This window comes from Methanosarcina sp. WWM596 (assembly GCF_000969965.1).
GTDB lineage: Archaea > Halobacteriota > Methanosarcinia > Methanosarcinales > Methanosarcinaceae > Methanosarcina.
Genome location: NZ_CP009503.1, coordinates 1,701,623 through 1,717,414, shown reverse-complemented (window position 1 = coordinate 1,717,414; position 15,792 = coordinate 1,701,623). Strand labels below are relative to the sequence as shown.

Annotated in this window: 12 protein-coding genes; 4 read left to right on the top strand and 8 right to left on the bottom strand. The window is 37.4% G+C overall.

All coding sequences use genetic code 11. The annotated features are described in order from the left end of the window. Window positions 1–2 precede the first annotated feature (2 nt). Complete coding sequence (locus tag MSWHS_RS07570; protein WP_048127310.1) at window positions 3–326, top strand: YbjQ family protein; 324 nt, start codon at window positions 3–5, stop codon at window positions 324–326. A gap of 602 nt (window positions 327–928) precedes the next feature. On the opposite strand, the gene MSWHS_RS07565 is transcribed toward MSWHS_RS07570, so the two are convergent. Further along, window positions 929–2,449 carry a glutamine synthetase family protein gene (locus MSWHS_RS07565; protein WP_048127309.1) on the bottom strand — a complete coding sequence of 507 codons (1,521 nt, stop codon included), beginning with the start codon at window positions 2,447–2,449 and terminating at the stop codon, window positions 929–931. 426 nt (window positions 2,450–2,875) lie between these two features. Between MSWHS_RS07565 and MSWHS_RS07560 the strand changes: the two genes are divergently transcribed. Next, complete coding sequence (locus tag MSWHS_RS07560) at window positions 2,876–4,057, top strand: FprA family A-type flavoprotein (RefSeq protein WP_048127308.1); 1,182 nt, start codon at window positions 2,876–2,878, stop codon at window positions 4,055–4,057. Between the two features lie 145 nt (window positions 4,058–4,202). Here the strand turns inward: MSWHS_RS07560 and MSWHS_RS07555 are convergent, their stop codons facing one another. Further along, window positions 4,203–5,036, bottom strand: a complete 834-nt coding sequence (locus MSWHS_RS07555) for a hypothetical protein (RefSeq protein ID WP_048127307.1) — start codon at window positions 5,034–5,036, stop codon at window positions 4,203–4,205. Between the two features lie 165 nt (window positions 5,037–5,201). Between MSWHS_RS07555 and MSWHS_RS07550 the strand changes: the two genes are divergently transcribed. Both MSWHS_RS07550 and MSWHS_RS07545 read left to right on the top strand, forming a co-directional pair. Beyond that, window positions 5,202–6,479, top strand: a complete 1,278-nt coding sequence (locus MSWHS_RS07550) for an APC family permease (protein ID WP_048127306.1) — start codon at window positions 5,202–5,204, stop codon at window positions 6,477–6,479. Window positions 6,480–7,200: 721 nt separating this feature from the next. Beyond that, complete coding sequence (locus MSWHS_RS07545) at window positions 7,201–8,373, top strand: type III PLP-dependent enzyme (RefSeq protein ID WP_048127305.1); 1,173 nt, start codon at window positions 7,201–7,203, stop codon at window positions 8,371–8,373. Between the two features lie 421 nt (window positions 8,374–8,794). Here MSWHS_RS07545 and MSWHS_RS07540 read toward each other — a convergent pair whose 3' ends face one another. From MSWHS_RS07540 to MSWHS_RS07515, 6 genes are all read right to left on the bottom strand, one after another. Further along, window positions 8,795–9,862: a signal peptidase I gene (locus tag MSWHS_RS07540; protein ID WP_048127304.1), complete on the bottom strand. Its 1,068-nt coding sequence runs from the start codon at window positions 9,860–9,862 to the stop codon at window positions 8,795–8,797. 108 nt (window positions 9,863–9,970) lie between these two features. After that, complete coding sequence (locus tag MSWHS_RS07535) at window positions 9,971–10,585, bottom strand: hypothetical protein (protein ID WP_048127303.1); 615 nt, start codon at window positions 10,583–10,585, stop codon at window positions 9,971–9,973. Between the two features lie 151 nt (window positions 10,586–10,736). Beyond that, window positions 10,737–11,003 carry a S24 family peptidase gene (locus MSWHS_RS22265; protein WP_369798584.1) on the bottom strand — a complete coding sequence of 89 codons (267 nt, stop codon included), beginning with the start codon at window positions 11,001–11,003 and terminating at the stop codon, window positions 10,737–10,739. Between the two features lie 533 nt (window positions 11,004–11,536). Further along, window positions 11,537–12,172 (bottom strand): TasA family protein, encoded by a 636-nt coding sequence (locus MSWHS_RS07525; RefSeq protein ID WP_048127300.1) that lies wholly within the window; start codon window positions 12,170–12,172, stop codon window positions 11,537–11,539. A gap of 874 nt (window positions 12,173–13,046) precedes the next feature. Next, window positions 13,047–13,667, bottom strand: coding sequence for a hypothetical protein (locus MSWHS_RS07520; RefSeq protein ID WP_048127299.1), 621 nt, complete (start codon window positions 13,665–13,667; stop codon window positions 13,047–13,049). Between the two features lie 325 nt (window positions 13,668–13,992). After that, window positions 13,993–15,075 carry a DUF5305 family protein gene (locus MSWHS_RS07515; RefSeq protein ID WP_048127297.1) on the bottom strand — a complete coding sequence of 361 codons (1,083 nt, stop codon included), beginning with the start codon at window positions 15,073–15,075 and terminating at the stop codon, window positions 13,993–13,995. Window positions 15,076–15,792 lie beyond the last annotated feature (717 nt).

Genomic DNA, 15,792 nt, shown 5'->3' with positions numbered 1-15,792 from the left:
AAATGATAATCGCAACCACGGATACAATAGCAGGAAAGCAGATCACGCAAACCCTTGGAATGGCTCGCGGCAATACCATTCAGGCCAAGCATATTGGCAAGGATATCATGTCAGGGTTGCGCAGCGTCGTAGGGGGAGAACTGACAGAATACTCAGAGATGCTTGAAGAGGCAAGGGAGAAAGCAATCAACCGTATGGTTGAGGATGCCGAAAAGATGGGGGCTGATGCCGTGGTAAATGTCAGGTTCATGACTTCCATGGTGATGGCAGGAGCAGCTGAGATACTTGCATACGGGACAGCTGTCAAGATAAGGGACAAGGACTAAAAGATAAAGGACAAAGACTAAAAGATAAGGGATAAGGACTAAAAGATAAGGGACAAGGACTAAAAGATAAGAGACAAGGACTAAAAGATAAGGGACAAGGACTAAAAGATAAAGGACAAGGACTAAAAGATAAGGGACAAGGACTAAAAGATAAGGATAGGGAATAAGGAGTTATTGTTCCTCAGATTTAAAATAGTAGTACCTGTTTTAGCAGTAACATGGCAGTTTATCTATCTCTATAACATGGCAGTTTATCTATCTCTATAACATGGCAGTTTATCTATCTCTATAACATGGCAGTTTATCTATCTCTGTAACATGGCAGTTTATCTATCTCTATAACATGGCAGTTTATCTATCACTTTTACTTTCTACTCACCTTTTTAATTTTCAACCCGACGGCTGTTTTCTTTCAGTTAAAAAAACCGTCTGTCTTTAAGATGTCCAGGAAAGGACATCAAATACCATCAGCGTCAAAAATATTCAAAAAATCAGAAAGAAAAACTGGGTTGTTGCAGAGTCGTTTTTTACAGGACCCTGCTCCGTGGAAAGCATGGGTCCTGTAAAAGAATACCGGTTTGTTTTAAATACTTCTATCGAACTCAAGCGATGTGGATGTAACTGTCCACAAGTTTCTTGATTTCTTCGTTCTTGCCGTAGAGCCTCTCACTGAGCTGATCGTCGTTAAGGCCTTCAAGGTATTTTACAGTGTCGTTAATCATACCTTCAGTAAAGACATCGTACTGCATGAAAACATCCTTCAGTTTCTTCAGGGCCTGAGCAGATTCGTAACAGGAAGCAGGAAGGTGTTCAAGCTGGGCAAGCCTGTCTTTATGTTCGTCCTTGAAGATGTTTACGCTGATATAGAGCTTGTCGGCAACCTCAAGAGCGTTGTCCATTTCAAACCCGTGGCGAATACCTACAGCAAAAGCCGCAAGGAGGAGGTAAAGATCAGCCGAGGGATCTGCAGCGCGGAATTCGAAGGTAGATTTGTAGTTGTGGTTCTTAAAATCATCTCTGTAATTTGGATTGGCAGTGGCAATCATCCTGCTGGATTCTTCAGCGAACCAGCCAAGGGGCACACGGACAAGGGCAGAGCGGTTCCTGTCTCCCCAGCAAATATTAGTTGGGGCTTCCTGGTGAGGGACAAGGCGCAGGTAGGATGTAGGGATCCTGTTTCCAAAGGAAGTGATTCCTGATGCAATGTCAAGAAGACCAGCTATTGCACGCTTTGCAGTGTCACTGACATCGCCATTTTCGACCATGACACTCTCTCCATCTTTCAGGAGCTTCATGTGGACGTGCAGTCCACTTCCGGCTTTTCCGACAGTGATCTTTGGGGCAAAGCTAACAATTACACCGTACTGGTCGGCAAGCATCCTGAGCATCCATTTTGCAATAAGCAGACTGTTGACACTGTTTTCTGGTGTATCAGTCTCGAATTCGATTTCGTTTTGCTCGTAATAGTACTTGTCGTCAGTGAAGTTCCCGACTTCCGAGTGTCCGTATTTGATTTTTCCGCCAGCTTCGGAAATGTACATCATTGCTTCCTTCCTGAGCTGATCGAATTTGGTAAAAGGATTGGACTCGTGATATCCTTGCTGGTCAACAGCCGGGAAATTCATGTTGACTTCATCTTTGTTGGCGATGATGTAGTATTCGAGTTCACCCATTGTCTGGAGCTCGTAGCCTGTCTTCTCGGTAAGAGTCTGGACAGCCTTATTCATGACGGTTTCAGACGCACTTTTGAGGGGGGCGCCGTCCTTGTCGAAGTAGGAACAGAGGATATCCAGAGTGGGGATTTCTTCAAAAGGATTTATGAAGGCAGTCCTGTATTTAGGGACGACGTAGAGGTCGCTTGAATCTGCCTCAATGTATGTAAAAAGGCTTGATCCATCGACTCTCTCACCAGCAGAAAGTAAATTATCAAGATGCTCTTCATCTCTGATCACGAAGGTGAGGGCTTTAAGTCTTCCGTCCCCGCCAACATAGCGGAAGTTGAGCATCTTAATGCCGTTTTCCTTGACGAATTTTATAATGTCTTCTTTGGTGAATTCACTTGCTGGTTTATTGAGGTACTGTACCAGTTTGTTCGGATTAAGTTCTACAGATGATGTTTTCATAATTATCCCTCTTTTTTGATCGGAATATTGGAATATTCGAGTATTCAAAGCCTCATTTCAATACCGAATATTTTTCAGACTTAATGATTGCCGTATCAATCATGATTTTGAAAATTTATGTCTGAACAGGAAAGAGATAACTTACTGCTGTCTATATAAAGTTTTTCTTTTTTTTATTTTTTTAATAAAATACTATACAGCGAAAACCAAAATGAGCTTGTTCTGTCCAATTCTTTATTCTAACCGCACGGACAGGTGAAAATAAGTAGTTCCTCCCACCGAATATATTGAATCAATACAATAAAGATCTTTTATAAATATAGTTATAGCAAATATGGTTATGAGATTGATAAACCAACCAGAAACTTCTGTGAATTTTGTTTTTCATAGAAGCTAATGATTCCAAAAAGAGAATGGAGTAAAAGTATGGAAACCTATAATATTCCTGAGATTGCCAGAAATGTTTTCAGTGTCGGGTCAAAAGACTGGAACTGCAGGATGTTCGATTCATTAATTCCTCTGCCAGAGGGCACCAGCTACAATTCTTTCCTTGTAAAAGGCGAGAAGAAAACAGCCCTTATAGATACCGTAAATCCGGGTTTTGAAGAGGAATTAGAGGTAAAAATCAATATGGTCTCAGACCTGGAAAAACTTGATTACCTGATAATGAACCATGCTGAGCCGGATCATTCCAATGCTATTAGCTTTATCCTTGAAAAAGCTCCTAATGCCTTATTTGTAACAACTGAGAAAGGAGTGAAGATGGCAAAGCTCTACCATGAGCTGCCTGAAGACAGGATCAAAATCATTGCTGAAGGAGATAGCCTCGATCTGGGGGGAAAGACCCTTCGTTTCATAGAAGCTCCCTGGCTCCACTGGCCTGAAACCATGTTCACATACCTGCCTGAAGACAAAGTTCTTTTTACATGCGACTTTTTCGGAGCTCATACAGCCCAGGGTATCTATGATGAAGATATAGAGGATCTCATTCCTTTCGCAAAACGCTACTACGGCGAAATTATGATGCCTTTCGGGAAAATGGGGGCAAAAGCTCTTGAAAAAATAAAGGATCTCGACATAAAAATTATTGCCCCGAGCCACGGACCTATCTACAAAGATCCCGAGAGAATTATAGATCCATATAAAAAATGGACTGCAGGAAAAACAGAGAATAAAGCCCTTATTGTCTATGTGAGTATGTGGGGATCTACCAGGGAGATGGTCCGGACAATTGCAGAAACTCTGCTACAAGAAGGTGTAGATGTTAGAATGTATGATCTTGCAGTTTCGGATATAGGGGATGTTGCAAGAGAACTGGTTGATTCCCGAGTTATTATCCTTGGAACCCCGACCGTTCTGGGAGGTATGCATCCGATTGCCCTTTATGGAGCTTCCCTGGTAAAAGCTCTAAACCCACCGGCAAAATATGGAGTTGCACTCGGGTCCTTTGGCTGGGGTGGAGGGGCACTGAAGCAAGCAGGTGAAATCCTGGCTCCTTTGAAAATGGAGATTGTAGGAACCCATCAGGTGAAAGGCAGAGCTAAAAAAGAAGACTTGAAAAAAGTTGAGGAAATCGGCCGAGAACTGGCTCAAAAAATGAAAGTATGACTCAGTGAGTCGCAGGAGGAAGAGGTCTGCAGGAGGAATCCTCTCAGGCATACATATCAGGCCCTCCGCGTCAGGCTACACCACGTCAGTACTCCACGTCAGTACTACTCTATATGACTTATGCGGTTAATCTGACTGAGAAGCCTTATGTGATCTTTTCAGTAGTATGTGTAAGTAATCCATAAAGGGAAACGCCTAAAATTGCTCCCCACAAAGGCATGAGGCTTTCGGCTCCTGCCCATCCTCTTAGAGCTGTTAACAAGCCTGCACTTAGCAGAGCTGTCAGTTGAGCTGCCTGCACTCGAAGAGGATTTAAAGGACTTCCTGTCATGTCTCCTCCGGATTTTATTTTTCGGGATCTAAGGACAATGGGAATAAAAAGGATAGCTGCTGAAAACAAGAATAAGACTGATTGCATATCCAGATAAGTGCTCTCCTGTCCTGCGGACGGTAAGAAAAAAAGTACTGATGTAAAGGCTGCTACTCCGAAGATACGGTTTTGACGATTGGGTGCAGGAAGGAAAGCGTCCAGAAAAAATGCCAGTGCAGTAAATAAGCCAAAAATCCAGTTTCCTTGCAGTGAAATCCAGCCCGAAAGCAGAAGTACCGCAAGAGAATCGAAAGTTTTTGAAGACCTCCCGGTACTTCTGTTAACTATACGAATGAGCAGGAGTTCCAAGAAGAGAGCAAGCAAAAAAGGAGAAGGAAAAAACAGAAAGCCTGCACAACCCAAAAACGCTGCAAAAAAAGCAGAGAGTTCATTGTCCGGATCCAGTTCCCTCGCAAACGCCCAGGTTAAAAATACAGATGTTCCTGCCCTTAAGCCTAAATACAAAGCAGAAGAAATATCTTTCCCTATAACAAGTTGAAGGCCTGTTATTCCAAAGAGGAAAAGCAGGGTAATTATCACAATTACCCTGTTTGTAGGATAATCAAGGTCTATGGAGCGAATAAGCGAACTTGGCCTTTCAACTTTCATTCTTATATTTGCGGGCTTAACATTATTAACTTTTGTGCTTTTAAAATACGCTTAATAGGTCTGGTTCTGGTCTTTTCCAAAACCTACCTTTTCAGCAGGTATGAGGTTCATTTTTAAGATGATCTTCAAGCTTGAATTTCAAGTTTCAGATTCAGAGGGCTTCTTATGGAAGGAAAATCTGAACTAAAAAAGGAACTGAGTTTACTGGAAATTACTCTGGTAGGAATTGGCAACATTCTCGGAGCCGGGATCTATGTGCTTATGGGAAAAGCTGCGGGGCTTGCAGGGAATATGGTCTGGTTTTCCTTTCTGTTTGCAGGAGTTGCTGCCTCACTTTCTGCCCTCAGCTACATGGAGCTCTCTTCCATGTACCCCCGTGCAGGGGCAGAATATGAGTTTGCAAAGAGAGCTTTTGGAGAACGTATGGGGCTGTTTGTGGGACTGCTCGTTGTCTATTTTGTGATACTAACCAGCTCTGCGGTTGCCCTCGGTTTTGGAAGGTATTTCAGCAACCTTTTCGGGGGCGGAAGTTTACTAGGAGCAGTAGGCCTGTTTATTGTCCTGAGCCTCATCATGGTTTATGGTATCAAGGAATCTGCGCGACTCGCTGGTATCATAACTTTGATAGAACTTTCAGGACTTTTAATAATTATCTACGTGGGAATCCCTTATCTTGGTACGGTAAATTACTTTGAGTCTCCGAACCTCTCAGGAGTCTTTGAGGCTTCTGCTTTGATTTTTTTTGCATTTCTGGGTTTTGAAGATATTGTGAGATTGTCCCAGGAAACAAAAGATGCAGAGAAAACCACCCCCAGAGCTTTGCTTATTGCTATCTCCTTCACAGTTCTCATCTATATTTGTGTGGCAGTATCTGCTGTAAGCGTGCTTGATTTTCAGGTTCTTGGACATTCAGACGTTCCACTTGCTGACGTTGCAGCTGTTGCTCTTGGGGATAAAGCTTTTGTTCTTCTTTCCTGGATCGCCCTTTTTTCTACAATGAATACCGTGCTTGTGGTAATGCTAGGGGGGTCAAGGATTGTTTACGGCATGGCACGGGCAGGATCGCTTCCCGGAAGCTTCTCAAGGATACACAGTCGTTACCAGACTCCATGGGCCGCCATTTTCGGAGTTGCCGCCCTCTCGATTTTGTTTGTCTTATTCAGAGACATTGCAACCGTAGCAAATATTTCGAACTTTATGATTTTTATTGTCTTTTTTATGGTCAATCTTTCCCTTATAAAACTCCGTTATTCTGACCCTGAAAGACAACGTCCTTTTAAAGTTCCTTTTAGTATAGGCCGCTTTCCCCTGCTTCCTTCTCTTGGTGCTCTTTCTTCTTTATTTCTCTTTTCTCAGTTAAATGCAGAAATCATAATTTACGGGCTTGTTCTTGTAGGAATCAGTATACTGATAGTGCTTCTCAAAACCAGAAAAAAGTCTTGAAATTCCGGCTGTTTGATTTGTTTCTCATTATAGTTTTCTTGTGGTTAATTTCACAAAGACATAAATATTATTTTTACAGTTGAATCTGATAGAGGTATTTGAGCTAATTAAATAAATCAAAATTAAGAATTATTTATCAAGAAAAGGACTTAAAAAAGCCTTAATATCCATTTATTCGTTCTAAAAACCATTTTTTATCTTATTTATCCATTTAAGTTCCTTTTTCAGGTTTAAACGGTACCTGCATATTTTCGGAATACACCAATTTTTCTGGAATGTTTTATAAATAGAAATGGGGCCAGAATGCTTTTAATAAGCTAAAAAAGAATTTAGATGGTTTTAATTGATTAAAAAAGCTTAATTAAGCTCTTTTTAAATAAAGGACTATTTATAGCAAATTTTTTTTGATTTTAGTTCTTTTTGGTTCTTAATATTCAGCAAGAATTAGTTTTATATACATAAAACCCTATTTAGTTCGTTTTATTGCAGGGATTATCTCTATTATTAATTATAAATCTCTAAAATGGAATTGCAGGGATTATCTCTATTATTAATTATAAATCTCTAAAATGGAATAGATCTGTAATATACTAAAAATTTACACACAGAACAGTATGAATATAATTAAACAGATTTGAGATAACTAAATAGATTTATTACTCAGACCAAGATGAAGCTTCAGTTCCGCTTACAAATAATTTCGGATAAAAAGGGAGTAGATATGAGAAAAGAGCCTTATGAGTTCCCACTGGAAGATTTCAGTCCAAGAGAAGATTTTAACAAAATTAAAAAGTTCTCCCGGGATAAAGAAACACCATTTCTGATCATTGATCTTCAGAGAATAGAGCAAAGTTATGATAAACTTGTAGAGCACATGCCTTTTGCAAAAATTCACTATGCTGTAAAGGCCAATCCTATGGATAAAGTAGTGCTTGCTCTGAAGAACAAAGGTTCCAACTTTGATGTTGCAACGGTTTACGAACTTGATCAGTTGCTACAGCTCGGGGTAGAGCCTGAGAGGATAAGTTATGGAAACACGATCAAGAAAGAAAAGGACATAGGTTATGCCTATGAGAAAGGAATAAGGCTCTTTGTTACTGATTCAGAAAGTGATTTGAAAAAGTTATCCCGAAAAGCTCCCGGTTCAAGAGTTTTTTTCAGGATCCTTACAGAAAGTGATGGCGCGGACTGGCCACTTTCGAGAAAATTCGGCTCGCATCCTGACCTGATATACAAACTGATTATGAAAGCCGAAAAGCTTGGGCTTGAACCTTACGGACTTTCGTTCCATGTTGGTTCCCAGCAAAGAGATATAGGACAGTGGGACAATGCAATCTCCAAGTGCAAATACCTTTTTGAAGCAGTGGCCGAAAAAGGAATTAAGCTTAAAATGATCAATCTCGGTGGAGGCTTCCCCGCAAAATACCAGTCTCAGGCCAACGACCTTGAGACTTATGCCATGGAAATCCGCCGCTTTTTGCATGATGACTTCGGAGAAGAGCTCCCCGAAATCCTTATCGAGCCAGGGCGTTCTCTGGTTGCCGATGCCGGGATAATCGTAAGTGAAGTCATTATGATATCCCGAAAGGCCAGGTTCAACCAGTACAAATGGGTTTATCTTGATATCGGAAAGTTCGGCGGCCTTATTGAGACCCTTGACGAATGCATCAAATATCCCATTTTATGTGATAAAAAAGGATGTGCAGAAGAGGTCATCCTTGCAGGTCCTACCTGCGACAGCATGGACATCCTCTATGAGCACCATAAGTATTCATTCCCCCATACTATGAGAGAAGGCAACCGTGTATATATCTTCACAACCGGAGCCTACACCCAGAGTTACTGTTCCGTGAATTTTAACGGCTTTCCATCTCTCAAAGCCTACATTATCTAAAGGGCAGACGCCCTTACTTTTTTTATTGTATTTATATAATAATTTTCAACACAATTGAAAGTTTAATTGCAACGAAAATGTATGGTCAATTTGAAAATTAGAATTTAAAAAAGTTTATTGGGTCGATGATGATATAGATCACCGGGCCTTTATAAATATCGTAGATCTAGAGTAATAGGGTTTCCTCTCAATTCGGGGTTGGATCGCAGATAAGGATCTCGAAAATAGGGACCCGACCCCTACCATCGACTTGTCGACTTCTAAACTAATAATTAATATTAAACAAAATTCTCAAGCAATATTTCCTTCCAAATTAATTTTCAGTAACACCCACTCTTTTATACAATGTTTTTAATTTCAATAAACCTTATGACCGTCCCTAAATTCCTAAATTTTGAGACTTTTTATTATTTTCTGGTCTTTAGATTTTTCTCTCTAAATCGTGCAAAACAGTAAAAAGTCTCAAATTAAGAGTTCTTTTCGACAGCATCAGCAAGCGATTAAATCTCATTCTTTTAACCTTTCTTCCGAGTATTATTTTTCGATACCACAGGGGAAGCATAAATAACGTAAAAATTGAGGTATAAAGTACAATCTCGGTAACCATAGGTAGATAAGGATTTATTTCAGCTAGCGATATTATCCAGAAGACCGGCAGAATATAAGGTGCTGAGCTTATCATTACATGCATGTTTTTAGGAGCAATAACCTGAATTTCACAATTCGGAGGAATCACTGCGTACCATGGTTCAATAGCAAATCTATTCTTGGAATCTTCCGGCAGAAGCACGCATACAGAAGGAAGAAAGCCCGAATTATCTACCTTATTGTCTCCCTGAAGAAACATAGATCCGGTTTCCCCTAAATTAATAGTGGCAATTCCTGAAAATACTAAGCCACTTACCAAAACGATTGCCATTAGCCGTTTCCCCTTAATCATAAAATATACACGTCTGGAATCTTTTTTCTTATCGTATTCAATTTTATGGGCACGAACCGGATTTGAATATTCTATCATTGTCCTGATTTCATCCCCTAGTATGATGATTGCAGGAAGTATCACTGCGAGTAAAAAAACTGTTTTATTCTTTGAAGCCACAGGCAAATATCCTGCAAAAGGAATGACGAAAATTAATTTCCCAACCACATCAGAATCTGGGACTTTAAAGAAATCCTCTTCCTCGTTTGCATCCCCTTTTGTCCTAAAAATTCGTTTTTCATCTTTTACTTCTATTTTGATAATTCTGTGTGTTACAAATGTATCTTTGCCACCAGGATCCCGGAAAGCTATGACATCTCCAACTGTAAGTTCGTCCGGATTGACAGACTTTACAACTATCATATCTCCAGCTAGCATTATCGGCGTCATACTTCCACTTAACACTACCATAGCCTTTTCTGATCCTGTTAAGAGTGGAATTAAAGCATTGATAAGGAATATCGCAATTACAAATACAATCGCTATCCAAAGACTTTCTTTTTTTTCCATATATTTATACCAGCTTATCTACTATTCTTGACTGAAACTTCAATATAGATCAAAGGCAGGGATAATTAAATATCCGGTATAAAAGTTCTACAGCCCAGTTTTTTCTAGTTATATTGATGTGTAATTTTTTACAGACCCGTCTCCCATAGTTATATTGATAGTTAATGGAATAAGATATGAAACATCACTATCAAAATATGATTTGAGATTTACCATGCTGTTGGAATGAAAAGAATAGTTAGTGCCATCAATAAGTTCTCCTGACGATTTGCTGCCGTTAAAAAATTCGCTTTCTTTTATTGTTATCTTTGTCAGATTGCTGTTATTAATCTGAGAACTATTCCAACATACATGAATTACATCAATAGTTAGATTCGAAGTTCCCTTTATGTCAAGTTTCCAGTAAGATTGCTTTTCTTTATCAGAAGGGATCACAAGGACGCTATTTAATAATTCAAGCAAGTCAGCTTCACTATTAGCAGAGAAGCCACTATTATTAAAAGATTCATTAGCGTTAAAGAAGTCAATTTCGTTGATCGCTTTACTTTCAGCAGAAGAAAGACTAGAATTCCATACCCCAGCGATAATTGTGTTTCCGGCACAGGATTCAATATCAGAATAATATGCTAAAGTGCTGATGTCGTCGCTGACACATATATAATTTAGTGATAAAAAGGAACTAAGCAATAAGCAAAAAAGTATGAATTTATTTGTAGCCTTCATCCCTATTTCTCCCCATTTCCCATTAAATTCCTTATCTCTTGAATTATCAGGAAAGTAGCTGGTGCAATAACAAATATAAAAAGTCCTGTTAAGGTATTGGCAAAATGTATAAGAGTGCCGAAATAAAGAATTTTAAAGCGCATAACTCCGATTACGTCTTCAGCTGCCACAATGTAATTGTCCGCATTTGCGCATGCATCTCCTTTTGTTCTAAACCTTCAGGTGCAAAATTTATTACTCTGTGTGTGATTATGGATGGAGAGGAGCTATCCTCAAAATGGTAATAGTATGCTACGATGGTCCCCAATTCAATGGAAGTCTCCCTGGAACTAATAACAATAATATCATCTGAAGTTATCATAGGTTCCATGCTTGTACCCGTTACAGTTATAAAATAAAGCGAGCCAATTGGAATCATGGTGTCGATAATAGAGACTATCAAAATGATCAGCAGAATTACATAAAGTCTATCTCTTGTGTTCAGATTATTTTGAAACAGTTTGTACCATAAATGAGTATTAAAATTTTGGCTTTTCGTCATAATCTATGGATAAGATGATTTTTAACTCAAGATCACGTTGGTTTTTATGATAATACCCACACAAAACAACGGATCTCCAAAATCACAATCTGGATTATGAAATTATCCTTCAGACTTTATTTAAAAATTTAGATTACAATTTATATTGCATCTAAGAAAGCTCTTTGGCAAGACAGATCCTCTATGTTTAATTAAGTAATTGTAATACGATATTTTGAATGTTTTTACCTAGTAATTAAATTTAAATAGTGGGTTAAACCCACTATTTTAGGACTTAAGCAGTTGAATTAAATACCACGAGCAAGAAATACTTAACTGTATAAATTTAAATAATGTTGACGAGGCCGCATGCACATGATTTTCTAGTTCAAGTGCGTAAGTTCTATATTTGTTATTATTATTTATTCGTCTTAATAATCCATGTCAGCCTGTTCAAGAGTGAACGAAACATCAAAGCTAACACTGTCTCCCTGAATCGTGTTACCAGCCTCAGTTGGAATTCTCCACTTGAAAATAATATCGCGTTGAACATTAGGATCCATTGATACTATGGCCTGATCAAAATCATTTGAACCATACAAGTTTACTTTAGCGAAATAATTTCCTTCAACTGGGGAGGCAGGTGCTGTAACAACAGTTTCATCTGATCTCAGTACAATGTCATTTTCAGTAAGTGTTCCTGAGCCATCTACGTCGATAAATACTAACATCTCTGCTTCTGCTCCGAGTTCTCCAGGAGTACCATCCTGCTCATACTCAGTACTTCCTGTACTTTCCGTATTTGTGATTTCGGAAAACGTGACATCCAGTTCTCCAGCAAGAGATCCATTATTTCGGATTGTCTGAGTTTCTGTGCCGGAATCCCCAGGTTCTTTGTTACTAAGTGTAAATTGAGCATTAGTTAAATTAAGGTCAAGAGTTCCTGCAGTAAAAGTATTATCATCACTTCGCTCTGTATCCTGGAAATATGCCCATGTCGAAGAGCCTGTTATAACACTGACCAGGCCAATGATAAGCACGCTCAAAAGCATTTTTTTGTTTAACATTTGTTTATACTCCTCATATTTATTAAAATATTATTTTTATTAATATTCCAAGCTCAAAGTGTTTGTTTATAAAAGTTGTAGAAAGGAAGGAATTGAGATTAAAGTGTTTTTTCTCATACCATGGCGATTGTTGGAATATATGGGGTGCTTATCCGACCCCCCATAGTTTTTACATCTGTTAAGCTATGCACACTTAACAATTACTAAAACACTTCAAACAGTTATTAAAACACTTCCATAATATTTATAATTTGTCAATAAATTTTTATTGATCTGGGGGAATAAATCTGTTTTTCAGGCTCTAATAAAAAAAATGAAAAATGGTATCGATTGGTATTTAATTTCAAATTAAATTACCTAAGAGAGTGTCTTAAAATTAAATTTAATTCTACAATAGTAACAGTAATTACCATTTGAACTGAAAAACAATGTCATAAAACTATTAAATGTCTAAAGTGTAAATTTTAACAATGATGTATAATGTATTTGCTTTCATATATCGAACATGTATTTGCTTTCATATATCGAACGAGTAAGCCTGATGTAATAAATTTAGAGTCTAATTTAAAGTCAGCAATGACCACTATCCAAATGTAGAAACGGTTTGAATTTTAAAACAGAATCTAAAAGCTTCCGGTTTTCTCCGGCTTAATTTTCCGATCCCTTCAGGTATGCGATATCCTATTATCCAACTCCCTCAGCTTGATTTTCGCATTTTGGGTTGAGGTGACAGAATCTACTATAAAATTAACTTAATACAAAAAATAATTTAGCAAAATCAACAATTGAAAATATATAAAAGTTGACGTTTATATTCCACGAAACTAAAGACTTTGTAACTGTAACAAAATAAATTAGGCATGTTTTTAATAATTCACATAGCTGTGATAACTTCATCTACTATAGCTCTGTCTCCCTGAAGTTCATTTCCAGAATCAGGATCGAATAAGAGAGTCATATTAATATAAACAACTTCATCAGGAGATAATTTATTATTACCATTGACTTTAACTCGACCAATTTGATTAAGATCATCGAGATCAACGTAGTCATTTCCGTTAAGATCAGTGTAAAGATTGAGGATGTTAGTATTATTATATCTCATTTTAGTTACTTGAATCCACTTACTGATTTCAGTCTCCCCTCTGTTAGTTCCAGCTTCATTAGTTATCCCAAGCAGAATTTCAGAGTCTCGCTCAGCATCTGTATCGTCACTAATTTCACGGTTAGTAACGATAACTTCCAAATAGACGTCATTCGATTCCATAGAATCTGGATTATTGTGAATTAATATTGATTCTTTTTTGGCAAGACCCGGAGGAACATTATCAAAGTTGAAACTGCGACTGATATTAATATCCAGAACTTTTGCGGTAAATTTATTATCTTTGCTTATTTCTGTATCGCTGAAATATGCCCCTGTTTCAACACCTACTATAACTAAAATTACACCGATGATGAATACACTCAAAATCATTCTTTTGTTTTCCATCATTATGCCCTTCTTGCGCTTATACCCATAATTTTAGAATGGAGATAAGTTCTCGTCTTAATTTGCTTCTTTAATAGTAATTGAGATCAATCCATATTTCGAAATATATGACAAAAATATTGCATATTTTCCTGGTTGTAAAATTCTCCCTAGAATTTGAAGAGGATACTTCAATTCATCGGTTTCTGGTTTTTATACAAATATATAGTTAAAGTGATATATTAAACAAAAGAATATCATTTAAGAATGACAAAAATATAACTTATAAATTTCAGTTTGGGAATTGATCTATAGTTTCATTTCCTCCAATAACTATTCTTGGCTCTCGTCAGTTTTCATTTTCACTTTCTTTTAAAGATATATCAAAGAAAATATATAGTACATTATCATGAATTATGAAATACGCACCAGATTCAATATCATTGACTACACGTTCATTCATATCAACAGCAGCATCCACAAGGTCCTGGAGTGAATATATCTCAACTTGCATAAGAGAATCCCAGTTATCTGGAACTTTGCCTTTGCTAATAAATTTTATAAAAGGTAAATATTTTTGTTCTTTTTCTAATTTTTTAATTAATTCGGGATCAACTTTAGTCATTTTTGTGCATGGAATAAGTGCCCCTATTAGAATTGTGCTAAGCAGAAATAAGGAAAGAGGCAGTTTAATTGCTGATACGGAAGGCTCTTTTTTAACCTGAAATTTTTTATATGTATCAGTACTTTCGTTAAATTCCAGTTTTTCAGGCATCTTATAATATGCAGAATTGATCACCAAGGGTAAAGCAAAATCTGTTGTATTGTTAATTTCTTCTCCGTTTATTTCTCCCTTATAATTAACATGAGTAACAATTTCAATAGTTGTATCTGATGAATATTTTATCTGGTCCTGTATTTTTGTTACCTTTGACTGAATTTCCGACACATTAAGGGAAAATTCATGGATAAGTACATCTTTATTTCCAATGTTAACATATCCCATCTCTTCCACGGGAAACTCCTTTTCCCATACTATTTTTTGACTTTCTCCTGAGTTCTCCCTACTGGTTGCAACAACAACAGTTTCACATTCTACTCGAAGATTGGTCGAATCTGTAGCATTTAGGTTGTATGCAAATGAAACATCAAGAGTAGGAGACACGGCAAAAAAATACATTGGTTTTCCCATTTCAAGTCTGGTTCCTTTAGAATAGAGTGGATTTATCTCTGTTACAGGGGCTGTATATGTATATTTTCCGTGTTGTGTATAGGAAGAAATCAATTTTTCTTGTTCTTCGTGCACATCTTGTGTATATGTTTCATAAACACAAGAGCTGGATAATATTATTGCCATCCCTAATACAACAATAAATATTCTGGAATTGTTTATTAATGTATTTTTCAGTTTAAGGAACAATATTTCCAGCATATAATCTCCTAGGTAACATATAGTAATTTTTTAGTAAGTTATACCCAGCCAAGTACTTAAATTTTCCCATACAGTTTAGCACGTTATTTTTATGGCTCTTCGCTATTTTGGATGAGTTGAAAATAATTGTTTAGTTGGAAAGTAGTCAGGCCAAAAAAAACATCAAATTTGAATGTGATTTTCAACAACAAATGTTTCTAAATTTTAGATATTCTACTTCAACATTTAGGGATGAATAGAAGTTACCCACTCAAAACAGCGAAGAGCCATATCTTTTGTAGTTATGAAAAAGCCTGGACGAAAGATCAGTCGATCAATCACCCAACTTTAAAGTGAAAGGCCTTCCATACCGGGAAAACTAAAACGAAGGTATTCATTTCACAATTAACGAAAAAGAAAAAACTGATTTTATATGTGTATCTCATTTCTTATGGAAACAGAGAGGTGGAGACTTCACGTTTAGACTGTATAAGGTTCTGAACTACCCTTTTAGATTTATTTTCGATATGATCTTACTTTCTGTGTATATGTATCACACTTCTAATGGAGAACGGTATCAAGATCGTGAGCGTTTTAAAAGCAGTGAACTATCCCGCCTTAGAGTTAAACAGGAGAGTTTCACCTTATTTTAAGGATATTAAAAATTTGTTCATCATAGTAATTTTTAATGATATCAAAAAAATATAAAGTGGCTGATTTTTTTGAGCGGTTATAATA